A 24,519-nucleotide genomic window follows, 5' to 3' on the forward strand; every position below is an offset into this window, starting at 1 on the left:
AGTGGCTGTGTGCTAGACGCTTTACTTGACCTTTCGTTGTACATCTAGAAAAGAAATTGCCACTACAAAAAGATTGAGCACGCTTCCCGCGCCGAGCAAAAAGGTGCCGATTCGATAGGAGCCTGTGCCTACGGCGGCCATATTGCCGTAGATATAGACCCAGATTCCCCAGCCAATAAGGAGTACGAGCCCGGCGAGACCGGAGAGCAGGCGGAGGCTACGAGGGGAGGTAGGTGCGAAGAACTTATAGGCGGCGTCGACAAGCGCGCAAGCTGCAAGCCCCAGACTCAGCCCGCCGGTCAACCAGACAGGAAGTAGAGCGGAGGCGCCAAAGACTACGGGCAGGATAAACGCGAGAAACGCGAGGATAAAGAGCGCGGCGTGCAACCACAGGGTGCGCTTGGTGTAGGTCATAGCGATGACTCTACTTCCTCGCGGCGCGGGGGATTGGCGCCCTTGCGGGAGACGGTGATGCCAGCGGCAGCCACGGCAAAGGACAAAATGTCTTTCCACTGCGCCGGATCCAGGGTGGTAAGGGCGGCGGCGTCCAGCCCGCGTTCATCAATCTGGGTCAGCAGGGCGGCCATGATAGTGTCGCCGGCACCGATGGTATCGGAGACGGTTACTTGCGCGGCCGGCACCGTGAGAGTGGTATCGCCCGCGCGAACGCTCAGGCCCTCGCTGCCGCGGGTGACCACTACGATGGGCACCTGCGAAATGAGGTCGTCGCCCAGGAACTCGACCTCTTCATCAGAAAGCTTAAGCAAGGTGACGTGGGGGAGTAGATCCGCTAAGAACGCGCGGTGTTCTGGGGTGGCGTAGAACGGCCGGATATTCGGATCCAGGGCGACTAACGTGCCTTGGGCGGCAAAATCCTTCAGCAGTTGCGCATAGCGGGAGGCACCAGGTTCAAGGGCGAGGGAGACCGTGCCGAAGCACGCGATATCGGCCGGGACCAGCTGTGGCTCGACCAGGCGGTCGGCCGTGCCTTCGATATAGAAGTTATAGGAGGCCGAGCCATCCTCGTGGATGGTTGTCACGGCCAAAGTGGTGGGTTCGTCGCCGCGCTGCAGGTGAGTGGTGGTGACACCCTCGGCCGCGAGGCGGCCGACAAGTTCTTGTCCAAAACCATCGGTGGAGATGCGGGACTGGAATTCCACAGCGGCGCCCAGTCGCGCCGCCGCGATGGCCACGTTAAATGGCCCGCCGCCCAGCGCCGGGGTGTGGTCGTTCAAGCTGCCAGGGGCCACTGGAACGAGGTCCACGAGGCCTTCACCGCACACATGAATAGTCATGTTTCCATAGTATCGGGGATATGAACTACCGTCCCAATTTTCACCTCGCCCCGCCGCAAGGCCGCCTCAATGATCCCAATGGCGTCTTTGTGGATGGCGATACCCTGCACGTGTTCTACCAGCACGACCCGGCGTTTCCCCGCAAGCCCAAGCGTACGGGCTGGGGGCATGCGACGGTGAGCGTATCGGCGCCTACGCCGTGGCAGCACCACCCCGATGCCTTGTACCCGGACCTGCCCTATGACAAGGATGGCTGCTACTCGGGTGGGGCGGTGGTTGATGGCACCGACGTCTGGCTGTTTTATACGGGCAATTTGAAAGATGATGGCCGTCGCATTCCGTCCCAGAACCGCGTGCGTGCCATAGACCCTTCGGGCCCGGAGGGCGGCATCTACCTTCGCGACGAGAATAATCCCCTGATTCCGGACTCCCCGGAGGGCTATACCGGGCACTTCCGGGATCCACAGATCACCCGCGATGGCGATGGCTGGCGGATGGTCATCGGTGCCCAGACCGAAGACGAGCGCGGCACCATTGTCCTGTACCGATCGCAGGACCTGGCCCAATGGGAATTCCAGGGCGAGATTTCCTTCGACGATCCTTCGCAACTGCCTGGGGGCTACATGTGGGAGTGCCCCAACCTCCTCACCTTGGGCGATAAGCAGGTCCTCATCTTCTGCCCCCAGGCAGAAACGGATCGGTGCGGATATATCGTGGGCACGCTCGATGGCCTGAATTTCCATATTGAGCGTGGTTTTACCCTCCTTGACCATGGCACCCAGTTCTATGCGCCCCAGGCCACCGAGGACGGCATCCTACTGGGGTGGATGGGCATGCCCGCCCAGGATGACACCCCAACGGAAGGCTGGGTCCATACCTTGACGCTGCCGCGCCGCATCTGGCTGGAGGATAACTACCTGCATCAAGAGCCGCTGTGGTCCGCCCTGCCGGAGACCCACGGGCGAGAAGGCTTTGGCTCTACCATCGATATCAAGGGCGAAGGCTCCTTTGCTCTTATCGACGCCGCCGGGGACGAAGCCTTCCGCGTCACCCAACGCGACGGGACCATCGCCTTTAACGGCGGCGATCCCATCGACTGCCCGGATGGGGAAATGCGCTTGATTGCTGATGGCTGCGCCGTTGAGGTCTATGCCGGTGGCGGTCGCATCGCCGCGTCCTTCGCCGTGTTTGGCGAGTCCCCCTGGCAGGGGTGGGAGCCGCGCGGGTAGGTGTACCCGGAACCGGTGAAGTTGCCAACACTTCGCCCGAATATGTGGACTTAGGCCCGAATTCCGGCTGTAATGGAAATAAGCAGTCACGTCCGGTACTCGGATGTGATCTATTACACTGAAGGGCTCTTCTATGGACCACAAGGAAGTAGCCGCCCGTACGCTTAAGGCGCTGGGCGGCGAAGACAATATCATCGCACTCGCGCACTGCGCCACGCGCCTGCGCATGGTGCTGCAAGATTCTGACAAGGTAGACACCGACGCGCTGGATAATGACCCCGACCTCAAGGGAACCTTTGAGGCCGGCGGTATGTTCCAGGTCATCGTCGGTCCCGGCGACGTCAATATCGTCTTCCAGGAAATGACCAACCTCATTTCTAAGGACGTGGCAGTATCCACCGACCGCTTGAAAGACATCGCCGCCGAATCCGGCAATTGGTTCAGCCGTGCGGTCAAGGTGCTTGCGGATATCTTCGTTCCGCTCATTCCAATTCTGCTTGGCGGCGGTCTGCTCATGGCGCTCAACAACGTCTTGACGGCCGAGGGGCTCTTTGGTGACCAATCCGTCATCCAGATGTTCCCCGCCTGGGAGGGCTTTGCCGGGCTAGTGAACCTGCTTGCCTCTGCGCCGTTTGCTTTCCTACCTATCCTCGTCGGCTTTACCGCGACGAAGCGCTTCGGCGGCAACGAGTTCCTCGGCGCCGGTATGGCCATGGCGATGGTCATGCCTGATTTGGTTAGCGGCTACAGCGTGGCCGAGGCGATTGAAAACGGTGAGATGTCCTACTGGAACATCTTCGGCTTCGACGTTGCCCAGGCCGGCTACCAGGGCTCCATCCTGCCCATCCTGGTGATTTCGTGGATTCTCGCCACCTTAGAGAAATTCCTGCACAAGCACCTCAAGGGCACGGTGGACTTCATGCTCACCCCACTGCTGACCCTGCTGATTACTGGCTTCTTGACCTTCATGGGTTTGGGCCCCATCCTGCGCACGGCCGGCGAGTGGCTGGGCATGGGCTTGGCCAACCTCTATGACTTTGCCGGTCCCGTCGCCGGCTTCCTCTTCGGTCTCGTCTACTCGCCGATTGTGATTACTGGCCTGCACCAATCCTTCCCGCCGATTGAGACGATGCTGTGGAACGAGGGCGGCTCCTTCGTCTTCCCGATTGCCTCCATGGCCAATATTGCCCAGGGTGGCGTCGCGCTCGCCGTGTACTTCCTGGCCCGCTCCGAAAAGCTCAAGGGCCTGGCCGGTGCGTCCGGTATTTCTGCCCTCTTTGGCATTACCGAGCCTGCCATCTTCGGCGTGAACCTCCGCCTGCGCTGGCCGTTCTATATCGGCATGGCAGCATCTGCTATTTCTTCTGCCTTCATCGCCATCTTTGGCGTGCTTGCCGACGCCCTCGGTGCCGCCGGCTTCATCGGCTTCGTCTCCGTCCCCCGTTTCGTCCCGACCTTCCTGTTGTGCGGCGTTATCTCCTTCGTGGTTGCCTTTGTGGGTGCGTACCTCTACGGCCGCGTGCTCATTCGCAAGAATGGCTCCATCGACCCGGATGAGGTCAACCCTCCCGCAGCCGAGGCACAGGCCGCCGCAGCCACCCCGGCTGCGGTAGCTGCCGACGATGCGTGCACCATCTTCTCCCCGCTGGAAGGCACCGCTGTACCACTGTCTCAGGTCAGCGACCCCATGTTTGCTGGCGGCAAGCTGGGCCAAGGTGTAGCAATCGAGCCGACCGTGGGCAAGCTGGTTGCGCCTGCCGACGGCAAAATCACCGTCACCTTCTCCTCTCATCACGCCTACGCCATCCGCACCAAGGACCCGGCGGTGGGAAATATCGATATCCTCATGCACATTGGTTTCGATACGGTAAACCTCAAGGGCGAACACTTCACCTCCCACGTCACCAAGGGCGATGAAGTCAAGCGAGGCGATGTCCTTGCCGAATTCGATATCGATGCCATCAAGGCCGCCGGCCTTCCGGTAACCACCCCGGTGGTGGTCTCCAACTCCAAGAAGACCGGCCCTGTTATTCCTACCGAGGCCTTCCGCCCCGGCGAGCTCATTGGCTCCGGCACCGATATCTTTACCGTGGACCCCAAGCCCGCCGCAGTACCTGCACAGACAGCCTCGCCGGCTTCCGAATCCGCGTCTTAATGCGCATCCTTTAAGAGCCAACGGTGGGCTCCCGGGCCCATCGTCTTAGGGCCATCCCATTAGGTCCATAGTGATCAGGCCGATCTGAGGAAATCCACTCCTCAGATCGGCCTATTCCACCTCAATTCAGCCTGATCAGATCGGCCTTAAATCGGATGGGCCCTTGATTCTGCGTGAACGCAGTTTTAGTCAGGCATACAAAAAGCTGTGCCGGCCGGACCGTAGTCCGACCGGCACAGCCAGTCTCAGTTTCAGACCCTACTCAGTAGGGGAGTTCTTTCTTAAGCGAAGAACTTGCGGCGCGCAGCGAAGGCGCCAGCAGCAACCATTGCAGCTACGGCCAGAGCAGCCAGAGCCTGTGCAACGGAGTTGGAGCCGGTCTCAGCGGCCATGCCGCGAACGGAGTCGGTGCCCTCGCCAGCAGCAGGTGCAGCCGGTGCGCCAGCCTGTGCGGCGTCACCCTCGGCCAGCTTGCCGCCCTGAGCAACAACCTCATCCTTGTTGGCGTTCAGCATCTGCTCGGAAGCAGCCTTCTCCTCAGCGGTTGGCTCCTGGCCCTTGCGTGCCTCGTCCTTAACGTAGGTCTTGCCGTCCTGGGACAGGTACCAGGTGATGCCACCGATAACCAGGGCAGCCGGAAGAGCCAACCAAGCCAGCTTCTTCTTGTCGAAGCCAGGCTTCGGATCCTCAGACGGGAATGCCTTGGCGTAAGCGTCGCGCATCTCGTCGGTGATCTCTTCGTTCACCTTAGTCCGGTCGTTAACGTAGATGGCCGGGTCCTTCAGGCTCTGGTACCACTCGTTGCCCTCTGCGTCCTTCTTGGTGGCTGGGGCAGGGATGCCCTCTTCTTCGGAGCCCTCGGAGTCTGTACCCTCGGCGTCGGCTGCGCCTTCAGTATCGGTCTCGGTTCCAGGGGCTTCAGAATCAGTGTTTTCGCCATCCTCGGACTGCTGACGCTCCCAGATAGCGCGAGCCTGATCTTCAGTGAGGATAGGCGCGGACTTCTCGCCGGCTGGGTTCTCAAAGCGGTCGCGTGGTGCGTAGCTGCCGTCGGACTGCTTGTCGTAGGTAATACCATCGGCTTCGATGGAAGCTGGTAGTGGCATCTGAGCCTGGGCAACAGCTGCGCCGCCGAAGGCGAGAGCGCCGGTCAGTGCTGCAGCGGTCAGAGTCTGTGGCAAACGCTTCATGTGGTTCTCCTTAAGGGAATGTGTTGTTACGCGCATCCGGTGGAGGTACGCGCCAAAAGATATGAGTCGTTCTCGACGACAATCACGATAGTCACAGGATTCACAGTTGTCACGCTGAAAACATTAGTTAACTGTAATTTTCATGCGTTGCAGGTGCGGGAAACCTGGAAAAATGGAACGGGTGTGCGGCTGAAATTGCACTAAAAACCTTTAGGGTGTTGGGCAAATCTGCAGATAATGCGGTTAACTTCTCGATGTATGCGTGTCATTGCATTCGAATTTAGGGACCAAGGGGTAGGCGGGGGTGTTGGCGAAAATAAATTGGGAGGGGAGGGGGTGTCGGCAAGCGCTAAGCAGTGTTTTGGTATGGGCGCTGGCGTGTGGTTGAATGTATAGGTTGCAAAAGCTGGTCGGCCCGTAGCGGTGCGTTTCCGAACCGCCGGTCCGAGACCCTTCGGCATAGTCCGTTGTCAAGGCTTGAGCATCGCAAGTTTGTAGACCGCGTGCGGCAGGGACGGAAATCTTACCGCACATCAATCCAGGTCAGGAGACCCATAGTGATTCAGCAAGAATCGCGTCTGCGCGTCGCCGACAACTCTGGTGCACGTGAACTGCTGTGCATCCGCGTTCTCGGCGGCTCTGTCCGACGCTCCGCTGGCATCGGCGACGTCATCGTCGCGACTGTCAAGGACGCCGTTCCAGGCGGCAACGTCAAGGAAGGCGACGTAGTAAAGGCCGTTATCGTCCGCGCCAAGAAGGAGACCCGTCGTCCGGACGGCTCCTACATTCGCTTCGACGAGAACGCTGCAGTTGTTCTCAAGGGCGATAGCGAGCCCCGTGGTACCCGTATCTTCGGACCGGTTGCTCGCGAACTTCGTGACAAGCGTTTCATGAAGATCGTTTCTCTCGCACCGGAGGTGATCTAGTCTTATGAAGATCCATAAGGGAGATATGGTGATCGTCATTTCGGGCCCAGATAAGGGCGCGAAGGGCAAGGTCATCGAGGCATACCCAAAGCGTGACAAGGTCCTCGTTGAGGGCGTTAACCGCATCAAGAAGCACGTCGCTAACTCCGCTACCGAGCGTGGCGCCGAGTCCGGCGGAATCGTTACCCAGGAAGCTCCGATCCACGTGTCCAACGTTGCGATCGTTGACTCCGAAGGCAACCCGACCCGCGTGGGCTACCGTTTCGACGAGAACGGCAAGAAGGTCCGTATCGCGCGTAGCAACGGGAAGGACATCTAAAAATGAGCGAGAACTACACCCCGCGTCTGAAGACTCGCTACCGCGAGGAAATCCGCAAGTCCCTGAATGACGAGTTCAAGTACGACAACGTCATGCAGATCCCTGGTGTCACCAAGGTTGTTGTCAACATGGGTGTTGGCGAAGCCGCACGTGACTCCAAGGTCATCAACGGCGCACTCGAGGACCTGACCGCTATTACCGGTCAGAAGCCGCAGCTGCGTCGCGCTAAGAAGTCCATCGCGAACTTCAAGCTCCGTGAGGGCATGCCCATCGGCGCACGCGTTACCCTGCGCGGCGACCGTATGTGGGAGTTCCTGGACCGCCTGCTGACCATCGCGCTGCCACGTATTCGTGACTTCCGCGGTCTGTCTGATCAGCAGTTCGACGGCCACGGCAACTACACCTTCGGCCTGTCCGAGCAGTCCATGTTCTACGAGATCGACATCGACAAGATCGATCGCCCTCGTGGTATGGACATCACCGTCGTTACCACCGCTACTAACGACGACGAGGGCCGCAAGCTCCTGCGCGAGCTCGGCTTCCCGTTCAAGTAAATAGAGCGCTAAGAATCCCAACTCCCCGAAAGGGGCGTTGGGATTTTCTAGTTTTACCGAGCACTTTGAATTCAAAGGTGCGCAGGCGCTGGCGTGCGCGGGCCTGGCTTAAGCGCTTTCGGCCTCTGTGTGCGTGGTGCCCTCATACTGCCAGCCGACGACGGCGTTGCGCACCGCTGGCTCCAACGGATTCGCAGGTTGGATACAACTAATGGTGAGCAGGCGGCCGGGCATGGGCCCATCGCCCCAGATAGAGGTGTCATCAGAAAGCCCCTGCTTATCAGGGTCATGCAGATCGGTTGCGGTATAGATGAGCCAGTTCTGCCCGGAGTCTTGGGTGCGCACGTAGAGCTTGTCTCCCAGATGGACCTTGTGCTCATTGGCAGAGCCATCGTAGAGATTATTGAACACGCCTGGCACGCCCGCACCCGTATGCCCGGCGATGACCACAATGTCCTGGGCTGTCGTGCCCGGCAGCGAATAAGGACGGTCTTCAGCAGTATAGGTGCAGGCCTTGTTCATGGAATCCGGATTGATAGCGCCATTGACCACGCGGCAGGAACCATCCTCAAACTCCGCGTGTACCTCGATGGCGGGGATGAAGAGCTCTACCGCGGGGGAAGGGTCGATAGCAGGCGCCTCTTGGGCAGTGACCTCGTTGGTCTCCAGGCCTTCGGGCGGATTGACCACGCGATTGATGGTGCTGGCGATCGCTATCGTGGCGACGATTCCCACAACGACGCGTAGGATGCCAGAGGTTTTCCATGCTTCTTTGATGCGGTGCCACAGGGTGGGCTTGCGGCGCTGGCGAGGGAGGGAGGTGTCCTCGATGCGGCGCGGCGGGCGGCGGCGTTGTTGTTGGCGGGTGCGCGACTCGGCCTGGCGCCACTCGCGATCCGCATCTGTGTGCTGGGAACGCGATGGAACGTGCCGGCGCCCGTTAGTGGGAAGCCGATTCGGTTCCCTCCGCGGCCGGTAGTGGGAATCCATGCGACCTCCGAAGAGAAGATTAGGGGCTAGGGGAAAGCCTTAGCTTACAACGAAAGGACGCGCGTACCGTGAATTGGCTCGGAAACAGGTGGTCAGGATAGGATTAGAGGGATTGAATTCGCTCTGATTAATGAGGTAAAAATTGTCTCTCAATGATGCTGCCAAGGCGGCAGCTGTCAAAAAGGTCACCTTGTTGGATGAATCTTTCTCTCGCTTTGCGGTGCGCTCCACGTTGGCGGGTGTGTACCTGTGCATTGGTACCGCCTTCGCCGGTGTGGTTGGCCAGGCCGTCAATGGAGTAGCGCCAGGGATGGGCGCAGTGGCATTTTCCTTGTTCTTCGGTGTGGGCCTGTTCGCCATCTTGCTCTTAGGCGCGGAGCTGGCTACCGGCAACATGATGTACATGGTCTATGCCGCCAGCAATAAGCATGTGTCGTGGGGTAAAGCGCTCTACTTGCTGCTCATTACCACCATTTTTAACCTGGTAGGCGCGATCATCTTTGCCGCCATCATGGCTATGTCCGCCAAATTTGCAGACCTGGATCCCTCGCACCTGTTGGTTACGGTTTCTGAAGGAAAACTCACCAAGTCCCCACAAGGCATGCTGGTAGAGGCCATCGCGGCAAACTTCGTGGTCAATATGGGCATCGTCGGAGCCGTCTTTGCCAAAGACGCGGCGTCGAAGTTCTTTGTCATTATCCCGATTATCGGTGCCTTCGTAGCGTTGGGCTTGGAGCACGTTATTGCGAACTTCTGCCTGTTTAGCATCACGCTATTCGCCTCCGACCCGGTTCCGGCAGCTTTGACGGCCGGCAACGTGGCGCTCAATTGGATCCTGGTGTGGATCGGCAATTTGATTGGCGGCGGTCTGCTGATTGGCGGCGTATACGCCTGGCTCAACCGTGGGCCGGAGGCTTACCGCGACTAGGCGAGCTCGCCGGAATACAGATTAAAGCGGTCGCCGCGAGCGAAGCCGACGAGCGCCATGCCGGTTTCGCGGGCCGTCTCGACGGCCAGGGAGGAGGCGGCGCTGACGGCAACGAGCATGCCGAATCCGGCCATCGCGGCCTTTTGGACGAGCTCGAAGCTGGCGCGCGAGCTCATCACCAAAATGAGGTCATCGGCGGGGAGTTTGTCCTCTAATAGGAGGTGGCCGATGACCTTATCCGCAGCATTGTGGCGGCCGATATCCTCGCGAATGACTACCGGTTCACCGTCCAAGGTGAAGGCACCGGCGGCGTGGATGCCGCCGGTCTTTTTAAATTGCTTCTGCTCAGCCCGGAGCTTGTCTGGCAGCTTGGCGACGACATAGGGGTCCACTGGTATATGCGGAATCGGGTAGCGGGTCTGCTTAGTCAAAGCCTCGATAGAAGAGGTGCCGCATACGCCGCAGGCGGAAGTGGTGGTGGTTAGCCGCAGATCGCTCAGGTCCAGTACGTTCTTCTTCGCCAGATCGATGTCGAGCAGGTTGTAGGTATTCATGCCGTTGACGGTGGCGCCGGCGCAGTAGCGGGCCTCGGTGACGTCGCTAAGCGAAGCAATATGGCCCTCTGAATGCAAGAACCCATGCGCCAGCTCAATGTCATGGCCAGGGGTGCGCATGGTGGTGGTAATGGTCTGCCCACCCGCGCGGATTTCCAGGGGCTCCTCGCCGGCGACGGTATCGGCGCGGGTATCGACCTGCAGGCCATCTCCCAGGCGGACCTTGGTGACGGCAAAGGTGGAATTTTTGCGGCCGGCCATTACTGCAGCTCCTGCTTCAGGACATCGATATTGCTGCGGGCTTCCTCTACGTTGCCGGAGGCTAGACCCACGAGGAAAGCAGTAAGTGGGGCCGCGGGGCGGGAGCGATTGTGCGCAACGTCCTTGGTAAGGTCCAGGATCTCGCGGGTGAGTGCGGTTGCCTCCTGAGGATCGAGGCCGAGATGACGGGCGGCTTCTTCGAGCCACTCGTGTGCGGATTGGATGGGGTCCTCGTGTGTTTGGCTCATCACCATCTCCTTATTCACGTTCGTGCTGGTCTCGACTCTAATGAAGGCGCGAGACTATTTGGAAAACCGCAGGTTATGGCGTAGCATAGTACCTCGTGCTTGCGCCGAGGCGTCAGCGTGCCCCAATCATTGCGGATTTTGGTGCGCTGAGCTGCAGAAAGCGCCGAGCCGATGCAAGAACTGAACATCAACTTTGTTGTAGGCCCCTCGCCGTAGATAGCGGACCGTTGTCTGAATCAAAGGGTGGCGAGCGCCTTACGGTATTGACCGTAGGGAGCGTGAGTAGCCCGAAATCACACGGAGAACGCTTTGGTGAGCACGGGAACCGCAACGAGAAAGGTACACGGTCACTCATATGACTATGACTGATCCTATTGCCGACATGCTGTCGCGCGTGCGCAACGCAAGTAATGCGCACCATGACACCGTGTCGATGCCTACCTCCAAGCTGAAGGCAAACATTGCCGACATCTTGAAGCAGGAAGGCTACATCGCTGACTACACCGTCGAGGGCCACACCCTGTCCCTCGAGCTGAAGTACAACAACCGCGAGCGCTCCCTGTCTGGCCTGCGTCGCGTGTCTAAGCCGGGTCTGCGTGTGTACGCAAAGTCCACCGAACTGCCACAGGTCTTGGGCGGCCTGGGCGTGGCTATCATTTCCACGTCCCACGGCGTGCTGACTGACCGTCAGGCTGAGGAGAAGGGCGTAGGCGGAGAAGTTCTCGCCTACGTCTGGTAAAGGGAGGTTTGACACATGTCTCGAGTCGGTCTAGCACCAATCGCCGTACCGAACGGCGTCGAAATCAAGATCAACGGCCAAGACGTTGAGGTTAAGGGCCCTAAGGGCACCCAGAGCGTTAACGTTCCAGAGCCTATCGCCATCAACCTGGAAGACGGCGTACTGTCCGTCTCCCGCCCTGATGACCACCGCAAGCACCGTGCTCTGCACGGTCTGTCCCGCTCCCTGCTGAACAACGCCGTTGTTGGCGTAACCGAGGGCTACACCATCAAGATGGAAATCTTCGGTGTCGGCTACCGTGTCCAGCAGAAGGGTAAGGACCTGGAATTCAGCCTGGGCTACTCCCACCCGATCCTCATCGAGGCTCCGGAGGGAATTACCTTCGCAGTGGACGGCGCAACCAAGCTGTCCATTACCGGTATTGACAAGCAACTAGTCGGACAGATCGCCGCTAATATCCGTCGTCTGCGTAAGGACGATCCTTACAAGGGCAAGGGTATTCGCTACGAGGGCGAGCAGATCCGTCGCAAGGTCGGAAAGACGGGTAAGTAAGCAATGGCAAACACTGAAAACACCAAGCGCACTCCAGTCGGCAAGGACATCTCCTCCCGTCGTCGCGAAGCACGCGCACGCCGTCACTTCCGTATCCGTAAGACCCTGCGTGGCACCCCTGAGGCACCGCGTCTGGTTCTTCACCGCTCCTCCCGTCACATGCACGTGCAGGTCATCGATGACCTGGCAGGCCACACCCTGGTCTCCGCATCCTCCATGGAGGCGGACGTTCGTGCACTCGAGGGCGATAAGAAGGCCAAGGCTGCCAAGGTAGGCGAGCTGGTTGCCGAGCGCGCTAAGGCCGCTGGCATCGAGCACGTCGTATTTGACCGCGCAGGCTACAAGTACCACGGCCGCGTCGCTGCGCTGGCTGACGCCGCACGTGAAGGTGGTCTGAAGTTCTAATGATCATCGTCAACGGAAACATCAACGGAAGGAACGCCTAATGTCGGACCGTGAACAGCGTGACGGCGGACGCTCCGCCGAGAACAACAAGAACAACCGCGGTGGCAACGGCCGCCGCAACGATCGTCGTAATCAGCAGGACAACGAGCGCGATAAGTACATCGAGCGCGTTGTGACCATCAACCGCGTCTCCAAGACCGTTAAGGGTGGCCGCAACATGTCCTTCACCGCCCTCGTCGTCGTCGGTGATGGCCAGGGTCAGGTTGGCGTTGGCTACGGCAAGGCTAAGGAAGTCCCGGCCGCAATCCAGAAGGGCGCTGAAGAGGCTCGCAAGAACTTCTTCCGCGTTCCGATGATTGCCGGCACCATCACCCACCCGGTTGAGGGTCGCGACGCAGCTGGCATCGTCATGATGAAGCCTGCCGCACCTGGTACCGGTGTTATCGCTGGTGGTGCTGCTCGTCCAGTGCTCGAATGCGCTGGCGTGCAGGACATTCTGTCGAAGTCCCTGGGCTCCGACAACGCACTCAACGTCGTCCGCGCTACCGTGGACGGCCTCAAGCAGCTGGTCCGCCCTGAAGAGGTTGCCGCACGTCGTGGCAAGTCCATCGAAGAGGTCACCCCGGCCCGTATGCTGCGCAAGCGCGCAGGTCAGGAGGCATAAGCAATGGCTCTGAAGATTACACAGGTAAAGGGCCTGGTGGGCACCAAGCCGAACCACCGCAAGAACATTGAGGCTCTCGGCCTCAAGCGCATCGGTCAGTCCGTAGTCAAGCAGGACACCCCGGTCGTTCGCGGTATGGTTCACAAGGTTCGCCACCTGGTCACCGTCGAAGAAGTGGCAGGGGAGTAAACCATGGCTGATATCATCAAGCTGCACGACCTGCGCCCAACCGCAGGAGCAAACAAGCCTAAGACCCGCGTCGGCCGCGGTGAGGCATCCAAGGGTAAGACCGCTGGTCGCGGTACCAAGGGCACCGGTGCTCGTAAGCAGGTTTCCGCTGCTTTCGAGGGTGGCCAGATGCCGATCCACATGCGTCTGCCTAAGTTGAAGGGCTTCAAGAACCCGAACCATGTTGAGTACCAGGTAGTTAACGTTGCTGACCTGGCTGAGAAGTTCGCAGATGGCGGCGACATCACCGTTGCTGACATCGCAGCTGCTGGCCTGGTCCGCGCTAACAAACCGGTCAAGGTTCTGGGCAACGGCGACATCAACGTTAAGTTGAACGTCACCGCTGACAAGTTCTCCAAGTCTGCTGTAGAGAAGATCGAGGCTGCTGGCGGTTCCGCCAACACCAAGTAATCTCCTCTAGGTAGATTTCATCCCCCTCTCCGCACACGCGGGGTAGGGGGATGTTTCCGTTTTGTAGGCATCCCAGTGCCGTTATATAACGTGGCGCCTGGGCTATGCGCGCCATTGGTACTGAAAATAGTTGACAGGAAACCTTTATTAATAAATAAGGCTCCGGGTATAGCGATTTATATTCATGAGTGCTAGAGTTTCCCTTAGTTCAAAATCATCAAACGTTAAGGAGAATCTTATGTCGTCTATTTCTTCCCTGCTCGCCACCGCAATTGCTGCGATTATGCCGTTTGCGGGCTCCACCGGACCGGTCGATGCCCAAGACCAGCTGTCCCAGCCGGATCCTGCGGAAAACGCTCAAACCGCACCGGCCGAGGCTGGCGAGCAGACCGCTCAGGACCAGCAGCCGGGTGCGCACGCTGAGAAGGGCCGCATCACCGGTGATAAGGAAGATGTCATCAATGGTGAGGGGGAAGGTACGAACGAGGTCGATCCAGGGTTCAACGGCGGCAACCTGCAGAGCGGCAAGTTAGCGGTGCAGCGCGAGCTGGCACTTGCTACCCAGGAGGCTGGCCACGAGTTCATGAACATTGAGTTCAAGGATGATCACTCTGCCCACCTGACCTTCCCGGAGACCTATAACCCGGACAAGGACGAGGCTGCTGTGCAGCGCGTCATGGATGCGCTGAAGGTCAACGGCTATGAGAACATCACCGCTGCCTACTAAAGCGCGAAGACCCTAGATTTGGGCAAAGGAAGAGGGTGGAACGCCTGGGAAAGGCGTTCCACCCTCTGTGCGTATCAGGCCGTGCGGGGTGGGGGGGCTAGGCCTCGTCCACGGTCTTTTCGTATAGCCCAGGGAATCGATCGTGCGGATCGGTCACCGCCTTAATGGAGGCAGGAAGGCTGCCGCCGTAGAGCTCTTCGAATTTCTCCCGGGAATAGAAGGCCTCAGAGTAGAGGGACTTGTGCCCGCCCAGCTCGTTGACCTTCGATTCGATGACGCGGTTGAACGCGCCATTATTCGGGGCGGATGGGTCGACGTGGTCTCCGTCCACGCCGGACCAGAAGCCGACGTTTACCCAGGTTTGTCCGGGGCGAAGCGGGTAAAGCGGCCATGGGTCTGCGGAGTCAGAGGCAATGTCGCCAGTGCCTACGAGCTTGTCCACGCCATCGCGCAGACGGATAGGGCAGAGCCACACCGGCTGAATATCGGAGGCCTTAAAGAACCAGTGGAGGAATTCCGGGAGGTTGTCCGGTGTGACCTCGATATCTTGCACCACGCGCTCGGCGCGCGGCTTGCCGTGGGGCTTTTTGATGAAGTTATATTCCAGCTCGTACTTGCGGTCGAGGCGGACTAGCTTCCAATAGAAGGAGCTGCGGCGAAGCTCACGCGGCCACACCTTGCGCACCTTCGGGTTTTGCGCACCAAAGGCGCGCGAGCACCAGAACCAGTCGGTATCCCAGCGCCAGATATAGTCGCGGATAGTGAGGCGATCACGGCGGATGCCAGAGTCGTGCTGAAGGCTGCGGTAGTAAATCTTGTCCCGCGTGTAGTCGGAGGTTGGTCCCTCCTCATCGGTAAAGCGGGCGAAGACGAGGTAGGCCTCGTCCTCGGAGAAGACTACGCCATCGAGGCCATGGACGGGCTCGCCGCGGTGGGTGTGGGAAGAGGCGACGTCGGCAAGCACGCGGCTCGCTTCCTCCACGGTGTGGAAACGCTCCTCGCGCAGCTCTACATAGGCGGGCACGGGTTCCAGCTCAATCTTGAGGCGCACCGCATAGCCCAGCGAGCCATAAGAGTTGGGGAAGAGGCGGAAGAGATCCACATTCTCCTCGCGGGAGCAGGTAAGAATCTCGCCGGTGCCGGTAAGGACATCCATCTCCAGCACGGACTCGTGTGGGAGACCGTTGCGGAAGCTGGTGGATTCCACGCCCATGCCGGTGACCGCACCACCCAAAGTAATGGTCTTAAGCTGCGGTACAACAAACGGCATGAGGCCATGGGGCAGGGTGGCATCCACGAGGTCCTCATAGGTGCACATGCCTTGCACATCGGCAGTGCGGGCGACTGGATCGACCTCAATGACGCCGCTAAGGCCGGATACGTCGAGGCCTTCCTGCGCCTCGCTGCGGCTACGGAAGAGATTGGAGGTCTTCTTGGCTAGGCGCACGCGCTTTCCGGCCGGGACAGCACGGAAGCTCGCCAGCAGCTTGTCGACGCCCTCTTGGTGCGCCGTCCATCCCACCGGCTCAATGGGCATGGCATCCACCGGCCGCGGCTGGGCAGCGGCGAGGCGTTCGCGCAGATTATCAATGAGAGTCATGGCACCCCTCCTTAAAAGCGGCTATCTTCCCACCAGCGGCGCTCAGGCACACCGGCGCGGGAGCCGGCCTCGCCCAGCTTGACGCCGAGGAAGTGATACAGGTTAATGATATTTCGCTCAAAGCCCCACTCAGATCCGGCCATATAAATGCCATAGAGGCGAGCGGTGGGCAGGCCCACGGTGGCGCAGGCCTCGTCCCAATTGTCCTTCAGGTTCTCGCACCAGTCATGCAGCGTGCGCATGTAATCAAAGCGCAGAGACTCGGTGTGAATGACTTCGAAGCCATTGTCTTGCATCGCCTTGGTGACATTGCCGGAACCGGTGAGCTCGCCGTCCGGGAAGATATAGCGGTCAATGAAGCCACCCTTGGGCGTCTTGTGGTTATCCGGGTAGGTGATGTTGTGGTTGAGCATCAGGCCGCCGACCTTCAATTTGCCGTGGAGGAACTTGAAGAAGTCGTTGTAGTTCTTTACACCAATGTGCTCGATAATGCCGATGGCGGAGATAGCATCGAAGCCCTCTTCGGTGATATCGCGGTAGTCCATGAAGCGGACTTCCGCCAAGTCTTGGAGGCCTTCCTCCTCAATCTTGCGCTGGCCCCACTCGGCCTGTTCCTTGGACAAGGTGACGCCTATGGACTTCACGCCGCGGCGCGCCGCGTAGCGCACCATACCGCCCCAGCCGCAGCCCACATCCAAGTGGCGGTCGCCCTCCTTGAGGCGGAGTTTGTCAAAGATAAGGCGGTACTTATTCTCCTGCGCTTCCTCTAGCGTGGCGTCCGGGGAGGGGTAGTAGGCGCAGGTATAGGTCATTGAATCGCCCAAGAAGAGCTCGTAGAAATCATTGCCCACGTCGTAATGATCAGAAATGACATCGGCATCGCGCTGCTTTGAGTGCTTGGATAGTCCGTCGTGTAGCTTGCGGCGCAGCCAGGAAGCGCGCTCCACCTCGGGGACCGGCTGGATCTGGAAGGCGCCCATGGATGCGAGGGAACGAACAACGCGGGCCAGGGTCTTGGCGTCCGGCTTTTGGAATTTGTCATACATGGCATGCAGCGCGTCAAAAACGCCATAGGGGTGGGCCGGGTGATCGCCATGCACCGTAATGCCGTCCGTGACATAAGCTCGCGCAAATCCCACGTCGCCGGGGTGGGTAGCGATAAAGGAGAGGCCCTCGAGGCTATTAATAGTCACCTTGTACTGGGCGTCTTCCGGTCCGGTCGCGGACCCATCGAAGGCCTCCCAGCGGAAGGGGTTCGGGCTAGGGACAAAAACGTCGATGATCTCAGCAACGGTCATCGGCGTGAATTTCTTGCTCATAAGTACTTCTTTCGAAACATTAGGTTCACAACAATAACGGCCTCGAAGCGCATAGTGCTGTGAGGTCGGAGATATTTCAGGAGAATTGCGTGTGTGCAATACCCCCTCATGGTAAACCCCGGATACAAAACGCGCGAAAGGACAAGCAATCATGGTCACACTATTGGGGCTTAATGTGGCTATGCGGAGCAAGGCTGGTAGGGTAATGGGGTCATAAGTGTTCAACCGTCCCTGAAGGAAACCTGAATTTCCCCTAAGCTTTCTGGCGCAGGGGGGTGCGGTTTCCTAGGGGTAGATGAGTTTCCACCTCCGTGAATGAATGCGAAACCCTCCCTAGATTTCGCGTTCGGCAGCGGTAGGCCAGGAGGATTTTGTAGTGTCCGCCATTGTCCAGGCTTTTAAGGATGCCGACCTACGTAAGAAGATCATCTTCACCATCGTGATGATCATCGCGTACCGCGTCGGTGCACAGATCCCGTCCCCGGGTGTTGACTATGCGTCTATTGCTGGCCGTTTGCGCCAGTTGACCGAGCAATCCGGAGACCTTTACTCCGTCATCAACCTCTTCTCGGGTGGTGCGCTGCTGCAGCTGTCGATCTTCGCTATCGGCATCATGCCGTACATTACGGCGTCGATTATTGTGCAGCTGCTGACCGTGGTCATTCCTCGCTTTGAGGAATTGAAGAAGGAGGGCCAGTCCGGTCAGGCCAAGATGACCCAGTACACCCGCTACCTGACCCTCGCGTTGGCGTTGCTGCAATCCTCCGGCATTGTCGCGCTGGCAGACCGCGAGCAGCTGCTGGGCCAGGGTGTACAGGTCCTGGCAGCTGATCGTAACTTCTTTACCCTCATCGTCTTGGTCATCACCATGACCTCCGGCGCTGTGCTGGTGATGTGGATGGGTGAGCTCATCACCGAAAAGGGCATCGGTAACGGTATGTCCCTGCTCATCTTCGCTGGTATCGCAACCCGCCTGCCAACCGATGGTGTAAGCATCCTGCAGAACAATGGTGGACTCGTCTTCGCCATGGTCGTAGCCGGCTTGGTCATCCTGGTTGTTGGCATTACCTTCATCGAGCAGGGCCAGCGCCGCATTCCGGTTCAGTACGCAAAGCGCATGGTCGGCCGCCGCCAGTACGGTGGTTCCTCTACCTACCTGCCGCTGAAGGTCAACCAGGCCGGCGTTATCCCGGTCATCTTCGCTTCCTCCCTTATCTACATGCCGGTCCTCATTACCCAGATTGTGAACTCTGGCTCTCCCGGCACCCCAGATAACTGGTGGCAGCGCAATGTCATCGCGCACCTGCAGGCACCTTCCTCCTGGCAGTACATCGTGCTGTACTTCGTCCTGACCATCTTCTTCGCTTACTTCTATGTCTCGGTTCAGTACGATCCGGCAGAGCAGGCGGATAATATGAAGAAGTACGGCGGCTTTATCCCGGGTATTCGCCCGGGCCGTCCGACCGCGGAGTACCTTGGTTATGTGATGAACCGTCTGCTGTGCGTGGGCGCCCTGTACCTGGCAGTTATTGCCATCCTGCCGAATATCCTCTTGGATCTCGGCGTGGGCCGCTCCTCCGCCAGCGGCACGTCCGCCTTTGGTGGTACGGCCATCCTGATTATGGTCTCCGTCGCTTTGACTACGGTCAAGCAGATCGAGTCCCAGCTACTGCAATCCAACTACGAAGGACTACTTAAGTAATGCGTCTTGTACTTCTAGGACCTCCCGGTGCCGGCAAGGGCACCCAGGCAGCTATCCTCAGCGAGAAGCTAAACGTTCCGCACATCTCCACCGGCGACCTGTTCCGCGCCAATATCGGCGAGGGCACCCCGTTGGGTGTAGAGGCAAAGTCCTACATCGATGCAGGCAAGCTGGTACCTACCGACGTCACTGCCCGCATGGTCGAGGACCGCCTTAACCAGGATGACGCCAAGAATGGCTTCCTGCTGGACGGCTTCCCACGTACCACCGAGCAAGCAGACATCCTGGAGGAGCTGCTGGCTAAGAAGGGCGAGAAGCTCGACGGAGTTCTCAACTTCGAGGTCTCTGAGGATGTTGTGGTTGAGCGCATGATGGCCCGTGGCCGCGCCGACGACAACGAGGAGACCATCCGCACCCGCCTCGGTGTCTACCGCGAGGAAACCTTCCCGCTTATCGAGCACTACGGCGATGCCATCATCTCCATTAAGGCCGAAGGCACCGTGGAGGAAATCAACGCCCGTGCGATGGAAGCACTGGGTAAGTAAGCATGGCTTTTCGACGCCGCAGTAAGCGCATCCCAGCCCGCACCCCGGGCGAGCTAGACGCCATGCAGGCCGCCGGCGAAATTGTTGGCAAGGCACTGCAGGAAGTCCGCGCTGCTGCGGCGTCTGGCGTATCTACCCTCGAGTTGGATGCGGTGGCTGAGCAGACCATTCGCGATGCCGGCGCCTATCCCACTTTCAAGGGGTACGAAGGATTTCCGGGCTCCATCTGTGCTTCCGTTAATGACGTTATTGTGCACGGCATTCCGGATAAGGAAACCATCCTGGCAGAAGGCGACTTGGTGTCCATCGATTGCGGTGCCACGCTGGACGGCTGGGTAGGCGATAGTGCCTGGTCCTTCGCAGTAGGCGAACTGGATGCTGATGTCGCAGCCCTCAACAAGGCCACCGAGTATGTCCTTATGGAGGGCATGCAGGCTATGGTTCCGGGCAATCTGCTTACCGACGTCTCCCATGCCCTAGAGCAAGCCACCCGCCGGGCCGAGCAGAAGTTCGGCGTGGATCTGTTCATCGTGGATGGCTACGGCGGTCACGGCATCGGGCGAACCATGCACGAGGATCCTTACCTGGCCAATGAGGGACGCCCGGGCCGTGGCCCGCTGATCCAAGAAGGCTCTGTGCTGGCCATTGAACCCATGCTAACTTTGGGCACAGAGGATTCCGCCGTGCTAGAGGATGACTGGACGGTCGTTACCCTCGATGGTTCCTTTGCCGCCCACTGGGAGCATACGGTGGCCGCGACCGCCGATGGTCCCCGTATTCTCACCCGCCGCTACTGACATTTATTCCCCAATATTGCCTGTTGCACTAGGCATACGCCCCTGAAAGGTTTATACTCACAGCCATGTCTAAATTTAGCTTCCGCAAGATCCGTGCCACGGTTGCAGCGCCCGCAGTCGCTGGCGTGATGGCCTTGAGCACCACCGTTGCGGCTCCTGCCGCTTCCGCCCAGGAGATTCCGAACCTGGATCAGCTCAGCTCCAAGGCAAATTCCGACCTCGCTCAGTTCTCTTCCCAGTCCGGCTTGGACCAGCTCACTGCTGAGGCAAAGAAGCAGCTGGATAACTTCTACGGCCAGAGCCGCGAGCAGGCCTGGAATACCCGTAACCAGATCCTGGACCAAGCAGAGAAGTTCTCCCCGGAGCTGGCACCTAGCGTTCAGACCGCTGTGGACGGCGCCGTAGAATTCCTCTTCCCAGGCTTGATCGCCCAGAAGAATGAGGAAGCACGCAAGGCCCGCGAGGCCGCTGCTCGCGCCAACGCTGAGCGCGTCGCTGCTGAGAAGGCTCGTTCTGAGGCTGCAGCACGCAAGGCGGAAGCACAGCGCCGTGCTAACCAGTTCGACCGTGGGCCGTGCCCGGCCGATGCGAAGGTTTGTGTCGACCTCAATGGTCGACGCACCTGGCTGCAGGATGGCGGCAAGGTGTCCTACGTGTCCCCGGCAATGTCCGCCGGCATGCGCGGCCAGGAAACCCCACGCGGTACTTTCCATGTGACCCGCAAGGTAGAACATGAGATTTCCCGCGAGTTCAATAACGCGCCGATGCCGTACTCCATCTACTTCACCAATAACGGTCATGCCTTCCACCTGGATGACCCGGCTGTTGATTCCAATGGTTGCGTTCACCTGCCGCCAGACGCTGCAAAGCGCTACTGGGATAATGTACAGGTTGGCGATAAGGTCTTTATTTACTAAGGCCCGCGCTTAAGTGAAACCCTCATCCCCCGAACCGGCTCCCGAGAAGGAGACCTGGTTCGGGGGATTTTGCTGGCTTAGGGTGAGTGGCGGGCGAGTGAGCGGGGCGTCGGAAAGCGCAGCGGTTTGGAAAACGTGTCGCTGCAGCGTATGCTGTTAAGTCGGTGTATAGCGTCAGCGAGGCTGGCGCGGATACGCCACCGCAGTAGACAACAAACATGCAGGTGACGGCGCACTTGTCCGTCGCCAGAAAAGTAGAGGTTATGGCTAAGGAAGGCGCAATCGAGGTAGAAGGCCGCATTATCGAGCCTTTGCCCAACGCAATGTTCCGTGTCGAGCTCGACAATGGACACAAGGTTCTTGCACACATTTCTGGCAAGATGCGTCAGCACTACATTCGCATCCTCCCGGAGGACCGCGTGGTTGTAGAGCTGTCTCCTTATGACCTGACCCGCGGACGCATCGTCTACCGCTACAAGTAAAGACAGTAAGCCTCCTCACCCAAGGGTGAACCCGTAGGTTCACCCTGTCCACCTCAGGCTACGGTGGCCTGAGCCCGCACTGGTAAGCAACCCAAGGATTCCCGGCACGGTCCGGGCGAAGCGTTGCATGGAGCGGGACGGATGGGGAGAAAACCGCCGTAACAACCCGAAAGGACACGCCATATGGCACGTCTAGCTGGTGTTGACCTCCCCCGCAATAAGCGCATGGAGGTCGCTCTCACCTACATCTACGGCATCGGTCCAACCCGTGCCAAGGAACTGCTAGAAAAGACTGGCATTTCTCCTGACCTGCGCACTGACAACCTGGATGATGACCAGCTGTCGGCGCTCCGTGACGCAATTGAGGCTACCTGGAAGGTTGAGGGTGACCTCCGCCGTCAGGTTCAGGCTGATATCCGCCGCAAGATTGAAATCGGAAGCTACAAGGGTCTGCGCCACCGTCGTGGCCTGCCTGTACGTGGCCAGCGCACCAAGACCAATGCGCGCACTCGTAAGGGTCCGAAGAAGACGATCGCAGGAAAGAAGAAGTAATTCATGCCTCCAAAGACTCGTTCCGGCGCGCGCCGTTCCGGCCGTCGCGTCGTAAAGAAGAATGTGGCCCTCGGCCACGCATACATCAAGTCCACCTTCAATAACACCATCGTCTCGATCACCGATCAGACCGGTGCTGTTATCTCTTGGGCATCCTCCGGCCACGTTGGCTTCAAGGGTTCCCGTAAGTCCACTCCATTCGCCGCTCAGATGGCAGCTGAGAACGCTGCACGCAAGGCAATGGATCACGGCATGAAGAAGGTTGACGTATTCGTCAAGGGTCCGGGCTCCGGCCGCGAGACCGCCATCCGTTCCCTGCAGGCTGCAGGCCTCGAGGTTTCCTCGATCACGGATGCAACCCCACAGCCGCACAACGGCTGCCGTCCGACCAAGCGCCGCAAGGTTTAAGGGAAAGGAAGAGGTAAGAAAATGGCTCGTTACACTGGCCCCGCTACCCGCGTATCCCGCCGTCTTCGCGTCGACTTGGTCGGCGGCGATATGGCATTCGAGCGCCGCCCGTACCCACCGGGACAGGCTGGCCGCAACCGCATCAAGGAATCTGAGTACCTGCTGCAGCTCCAGGAGAAGCAGAAGGCAAAGTACACCTACGGTGTGCTGGAGCGTCAGTTCCGTCGCTACTACGCAGAGGCTAACCGCCTCCCGGGCAAGACCGGCGATAACCTGGTTATCCTGCTCGAGTCCCGCCTAGACAACGTAGTTTACCGTGCAGGTCTGGCACGCACCCGCCGCCAGGCTCGCCAGCTTGTCTCCCACGGTCACTTCACCGTGAACGGCAAGAACATCAACGTTCCTTCCTACAAGGTCACCCAGTACGACATCATCGATGTCCGTGACCGCTCCAAGAAGATGGAATGGTTCGAAGATGCTCAGGACGCCCTCATCGATGCCAACGTACCGGCATGGCTGCAGGTTGTTCCTGATACCCTGCGCATCCTCGTGCACCAGCTGCCCGAGCGCGCTCAGATCGACATTCCGCTGCAGGAGCAGCTCATCGTCGAGCTTTACTCGAAGTAAACTGTTATACCGCACGGCCTGTAATGGTCTGGCGGATAACCAGGAATCTTCAATCCCGAAGATTTTTACCCCTCTACCGGCGTCAAATAGCGGTCGCCGAAAAGGAGAATTTCAATGCTCATTTCCCAGCGTCCTCAGCTCACCGAGGAATTCATCGACTCGTCTCGTTCCAAGTTCGTCATCGAACCGCTCGAGCCGGGCTTTGGCTACACCCTCGGTAACTCGCTGCGTCGTACGCTGCTGTCTTCCATTCCGGGTGCAGCGGTAACCTCCATCAAGATCGATGGTGTTCTCCACGAGTTCACCACCATCAACGGTGTGAAGGAAGACGTTTCCGAGATCATCTTGAACATCAAGAGCATGGTGCTTTCTTCCGACTCCGATGAGCCGGTTGTTATGTACCTGAGCAAGGAAGGCCCGGGCGATGTCACCGCGGGCGATATCCAGCCGCCGGCTGGTGTGGAGATCCACAACCCGGATCTGCACATCGCTTCCCTGAATGACACCGCCAAGCTGGACATTGAGCTCGTCGTCGAGCGCGGCCGTGGCTATGTCCCAGCCGCTCCTACCTCCGGTGAGATCGGCCGTATCCCGGTCGACCAGATTTACTCCCCGGTTCTCAAGGTCTCCTACAAGGTCGAGGCAACTCGTGTTGAGCAGCGCACCGACTTTGACAAGCTGACCATCGACGTCGAAACCAAGAACTCGATTTCTGCACGCGACGCCCTGGCTTCCGCCGGCGGCACCCTGGTCGAGCTTTTCGGCTTGGCTCGCGAGCTGAACAACGCTGCCGAAGGCATCGAGATCGGACCCTCCCCGCAGGAGACCGAGTACATCGCTGCTTATGGCATGCCGATCGAGGACCTGAACTTCTCCGTCCGCTCTTATAACTGCCTGAAGCGTCAGGAGATCCACACCGTGGGCGAGCTCGCTGAATGCACCGAGTCCGACCTGCTGGATATCCGCAACTTCGGCCAGAAGTCGATCAATGAGGTAAAGATCAAGCTGGCTAACCTGGGCCTGGCTCTCAAGGACACCCCTGAGGACTTCGACCCGACCCAGCTCGAGGGCTACGACGCAGAAACCGGTGACTTCAAGGATCCGGCTGCCGAGGATTCCGAGTAAAGAACCCCGCTGACTTGCGGCAATAACCTAATTGCCGCGCGCTCAACTTTTACCGCATACGAGGAGTACA

30 protein-coding genes are annotated in these 24,519 nt (G+C 59.2%); 22 read left to right on the forward strand and 8 right to left on the reverse strand.

Features of this window, described 5'->3' with window-relative positions; all coding sequences use genetic code 11:
• Positions 1 to 21: 21 nt before the first annotated feature.
• Positions 22 to 414 carry a multidrug transporter gene (locus CORTU0001_RS05345; protein ID WP_005322825.1) on the reverse strand — a complete coding sequence of 131 codons (393 nt, stop codon included), beginning with the start codon at positions 412 to 414 and terminating at the stop codon, positions 22 to 24.
• Positions 411 to 1,295: a carbohydrate kinase family protein gene (locus tag CORTU0001_RS05350; RefSeq protein WP_005328002.1), complete on the reverse strand. Its 885-nt coding sequence runs from the start codon at positions 1,293 to 1,295 to the stop codon at positions 411 to 413. Before CORTU0001_RS05350 ends, CORTU0001_RS05345 begins: the two co-directional genes overlap by 4 nt.
• Before the next feature lie 20 nt (positions 1,296 to 1,315).
• Here CORTU0001_RS05350 and CORTU0001_RS05355 point away from each other — a divergent pair, with 20 nt between their 5' ends.
• Complete coding sequence (locus CORTU0001_RS05355) at positions 1,316 to 2,524, forward strand: glycoside hydrolase family 32 protein (RefSeq protein ID WP_005322822.1); 1,209 nt, start codon at positions 1,316 to 1,318, stop codon at positions 2,522 to 2,524.
• A gap of 133 nt (positions 2,525 to 2,657) precedes the next feature.
• The gene (locus CORTU0001_RS05360; protein WP_005328003.1) at positions 2,658 to 4,679 is read left to right on the forward strand and encodes a sucrose-specific PTS transporter subunit IIBC; all 2,022 of its coding nucleotides are present in this window, start codon (positions 2,658 to 2,660) and stop codon (positions 4,677 to 4,679) included.
• A 281-nt stretch (positions 4,680 to 4,960) separates the two neighbouring features.
• Here the strand turns inward: CORTU0001_RS05360 and CORTU0001_RS05365 are convergent, their stop codons facing one another.
• Positions 4,961 to 5,869, reverse strand: coding sequence for a hypothetical protein (locus CORTU0001_RS05365; protein WP_005328004.1), 909 nt, complete (start codon positions 5,867 to 5,869; stop codon positions 4,961 to 4,963).
• Between the two features lie 557 nt (positions 5,870 to 6,426).
• Between CORTU0001_RS05365 and rplN the strand changes: the two genes are divergently transcribed.
• The 3 genes from rplN to rplE are packed head-to-tail and all read left to right on the forward strand — an operon-like array spanning position 6,427 to position 7,668.
• Positions 6,427 to 6,795 (forward strand): 50S ribosomal protein L14, encoded by a 369-nt coding sequence (rplN, locus tag CORTU0001_RS05370; RefSeq protein ID WP_005322812.1) that lies wholly within the window; start codon positions 6,427 to 6,429, stop codon positions 6,793 to 6,795.
• Between the two features lie 4 nt (positions 6,796 to 6,799).
• Positions 6,800 to 7,114, forward strand: a complete 315-nt coding sequence (gene rplX / locus CORTU0001_RS05375) for a 50S ribosomal protein L24 (RefSeq protein WP_005322810.1) — start codon at positions 6,800 to 6,802, stop codon at positions 7,112 to 7,114.
• Between the two features lie 2 nt (positions 7,115 to 7,116).
• Positions 7,117 to 7,668 carry a 50S ribosomal protein L5 gene (gene rplE / locus CORTU0001_RS05380; protein WP_005322808.1) on the forward strand — a complete coding sequence of 184 codons (552 nt, stop codon included), beginning with the start codon at positions 7,117 to 7,119 and terminating at the stop codon, positions 7,666 to 7,668.
• Positions 7,669 to 7,776: 108 nt separating this feature from the next.
• Here the strand turns inward: rplE and CORTU0001_RS05385 are convergent, their stop codons facing one another.
• Positions 7,777 to 8,658 carry a sortase family protein gene (locus CORTU0001_RS05385; protein ID WP_005328005.1) on the reverse strand — a complete coding sequence of 294 codons (882 nt, stop codon included), beginning with the start codon at positions 8,656 to 8,658 and terminating at the stop codon, positions 7,777 to 7,779.
• Positions 8,659 to 8,800: 142 nt separating this feature from the next.
• On the opposite strand from CORTU0001_RS05385, the gene CORTU0001_RS05390 reads away from it, so the two are divergent.
• Positions 8,801 to 9,586, forward strand: coding sequence for a formate/nitrite transporter family protein (locus CORTU0001_RS05390; protein WP_005328006.1), 786 nt, complete (start codon positions 8,801 to 8,803; stop codon positions 9,584 to 9,586).
• Here the strand turns inward: CORTU0001_RS05390 and fdhD are convergent.
• Positions 9,583 to 10,401, reverse strand: a complete 819-nt coding sequence (gene fdhD / locus CORTU0001_RS05395) for a formate dehydrogenase accessory sulfurtransferase FdhD (RefSeq protein ID WP_005328007.1) — start codon at positions 10,399 to 10,401, stop codon at positions 9,583 to 9,585. The genes CORTU0001_RS05390 and fdhD overlap by 4 nt on opposite strands.
• A complete protein-coding gene (locus CORTU0001_RS05400; protein WP_005328008.1) occupies positions 10,401 to 10,649 on the reverse strand; it encodes a DUF6457 domain-containing protein in 249 nt (82 codons plus the stop codon). The genes fdhD and CORTU0001_RS05400 overlap by 1 nt, the downstream gene beginning before the upstream one ends.
• A gap of 355 nt (positions 10,650 to 11,004) precedes the next feature.
• Between CORTU0001_RS05400 and rpsH the strand changes: the two genes are divergently transcribed.
• The 7 genes from rpsH to CORTU0001_RS05435 all read left to right on the forward strand — a co-directional run bounded on the left by rpsH (position 11,005) and on the right by CORTU0001_RS05435 (position 14,375).
• Positions 11,005 to 11,388, forward strand: a complete 384-nt coding sequence (gene rpsH, locus CORTU0001_RS05405) for a 30S ribosomal protein S8 (RefSeq protein WP_005322799.1) — start codon at positions 11,005 to 11,007, stop codon at positions 11,386 to 11,388.
• A 15-nt stretch (positions 11,389 to 11,403) separates the two neighbouring features.
• The gene (gene rplF, locus CORTU0001_RS05410) at positions 11,404 to 11,940 is read left to right on the forward strand and encodes a 50S ribosomal protein L6 (RefSeq protein WP_005322792.1); all 537 of its coding nucleotides are present in this window, start codon (positions 11,404 to 11,406) and stop codon (positions 11,938 to 11,940) included.
• Positions 11,941 to 11,943: 3 nt separating this feature from the next.
• On the forward strand, positions 11,944 to 12,345 hold the full coding sequence (rplR, locus tag CORTU0001_RS05415; protein WP_005322788.1) for a 50S ribosomal protein L18: 402 nt from the start codon (positions 11,944 to 11,946) through the stop codon (positions 12,343 to 12,345).
• A 40-nt stretch (positions 12,346 to 12,385) separates the two neighbouring features.
• Positions 12,386 to 13,009 carry a 30S ribosomal protein S5 gene (rpsE, locus tag CORTU0001_RS05420; RefSeq protein WP_005322780.1) on the forward strand — a complete coding sequence of 208 codons (624 nt, stop codon included), beginning with the start codon at positions 12,386 to 12,388 and terminating at the stop codon, positions 13,007 to 13,009.
• A 3-nt stretch (positions 13,010 to 13,012) separates the two neighbouring features.
• Positions 13,013 to 13,198 carry a 50S ribosomal protein L30 gene (rpmD, locus tag CORTU0001_RS05425; RefSeq protein ID WP_005322779.1) on the forward strand — a complete coding sequence of 62 codons (186 nt, stop codon included), beginning with the start codon at positions 13,013 to 13,015 and terminating at the stop codon, positions 13,196 to 13,198.
• 3 nt (positions 13,199 to 13,201) lie between these two features.
• Entirely contained in the window at positions 13,202 to 13,648 is a 447-nt protein-coding gene (rplO, locus tag CORTU0001_RS05430; RefSeq protein ID WP_005322777.1) for a 50S ribosomal protein L15, read from the forward strand.
• Positions 13,649 to 13,886: 238 nt separating this feature from the next.
• Positions 13,887 to 14,375, forward strand: a complete 489-nt coding sequence (locus tag CORTU0001_RS05435; RefSeq protein WP_005328009.1) for a hypothetical protein — start codon at positions 13,887 to 13,889, stop codon at positions 14,373 to 14,375.
• A 97-nt stretch (positions 14,376 to 14,472) separates the two neighbouring features.
• Here CORTU0001_RS05435 and CORTU0001_RS05440 read toward each other — a convergent pair whose 3' ends face one another.
• Positions 14,473 to 15,975, reverse strand: coding sequence for an FAD-binding oxidoreductase (locus CORTU0001_RS05440; RefSeq protein WP_005328010.1), 1,503 nt, complete (start codon positions 15,973 to 15,975; stop codon positions 14,473 to 14,475).
• 11 nt (positions 15,976 to 15,986) lie between these two features.
• Positions 15,987 to 17,294, reverse strand: a complete 1,308-nt coding sequence (locus CORTU0001_RS05445) for a class I SAM-dependent methyltransferase (RefSeq protein ID WP_005328011.1) — start codon at positions 17,292 to 17,294, stop codon at positions 15,987 to 15,989.
• A gap of 376 nt (positions 17,295 to 17,670) precedes the next feature.
• On the opposite strand from CORTU0001_RS05445, the gene secY reads away from it, so the two are divergent.
• The 9 genes from secY (at position 17,671) to CORTU0001_RS05490 (ending at position 24,449) form a co-directional block, all read left to right on the forward strand.
• Positions 17,671 to 18,996 (forward strand): preprotein translocase subunit SecY, encoded by a 1,326-nt coding sequence (gene secY, locus CORTU0001_RS05450; protein WP_005322770.1) that lies wholly within the window; start codon positions 17,671 to 17,673, stop codon positions 18,994 to 18,996.
• Positions 18,996 to 19,541 (forward strand): adenylate kinase, encoded by a 546-nt coding sequence (locus CORTU0001_RS05455; RefSeq protein WP_005322769.1) that lies wholly within the window; start codon positions 18,996 to 18,998, stop codon positions 19,539 to 19,541. Before secY ends, CORTU0001_RS05455 begins: the two co-directional genes overlap by 1 nt.
• A 2-nt stretch (positions 19,542 to 19,543) precedes the next feature.
• Positions 19,544 to 20,338 (forward strand): type I methionyl aminopeptidase, encoded by a 795-nt coding sequence (map, locus tag CORTU0001_RS05460; protein WP_005322768.1) that lies wholly within the window; start codon positions 19,544 to 19,546, stop codon positions 20,336 to 20,338.
• Between the two features lie 65 nt (positions 20,339 to 20,403).
• Positions 20,404 to 21,255, forward strand: a complete 852-nt coding sequence (locus tag CORTU0001_RS05465) for a L,D-transpeptidase (protein WP_005328012.1) — start codon at positions 20,404 to 20,406, stop codon at positions 21,253 to 21,255.
• A gap of 263 nt (positions 21,256 to 21,518) precedes the next feature.
• The gene (gene infA / locus CORTU0001_RS05470; protein WP_004566852.1) at positions 21,519 to 21,737 is read left to right on the forward strand and encodes a translation initiation factor IF-1; all 219 of its coding nucleotides are present in this window, start codon (positions 21,519 to 21,521) and stop codon (positions 21,735 to 21,737) included.
• A gap of 183 nt (positions 21,738 to 21,920) precedes the next feature.
• Positions 21,921 to 22,289, forward strand: coding sequence for a 30S ribosomal protein S13 (gene rpsM, locus CORTU0001_RS05475; RefSeq protein ID WP_005322765.1), 369 nt, complete (start codon positions 21,921 to 21,923; stop codon positions 22,287 to 22,289).
• Between the two features lie 3 nt (positions 22,290 to 22,292).
• Complete coding sequence (gene rpsK / locus CORTU0001_RS05480; RefSeq protein WP_005322764.1) at positions 22,293 to 22,697, forward strand: 30S ribosomal protein S11; 405 nt, start codon at positions 22,293 to 22,295, stop codon at positions 22,695 to 22,697.
• 21 nt (positions 22,698 to 22,718) lie between these two features.
• Entirely contained in the window at positions 22,719 to 23,324 is a 606-nt protein-coding gene (rpsD, locus tag CORTU0001_RS05485; protein WP_005322762.1) for a 30S ribosomal protein S4, read from the forward strand.
• 114 nt (positions 23,325 to 23,438) lie between these two features.
• Positions 23,439 to 24,449: a DNA-directed RNA polymerase subunit alpha gene (locus CORTU0001_RS05490; RefSeq protein WP_005322760.1), complete on the forward strand. Its 1,011-nt coding sequence runs from the start codon at positions 23,439 to 23,441 to the stop codon at positions 24,447 to 24,449.
• Positions 24,450 to 24,519: the final 70 nt, after the last annotated feature.

It is taken from the genome of Corynebacterium tuberculostearicum SK141, from assembly GCF_000175635.1.
Lineage (GTDB): Bacteria > Actinomycetota > Actinomycetes > Mycobacteriales > Mycobacteriaceae > Corynebacterium > Corynebacterium tuberculostearicum_C.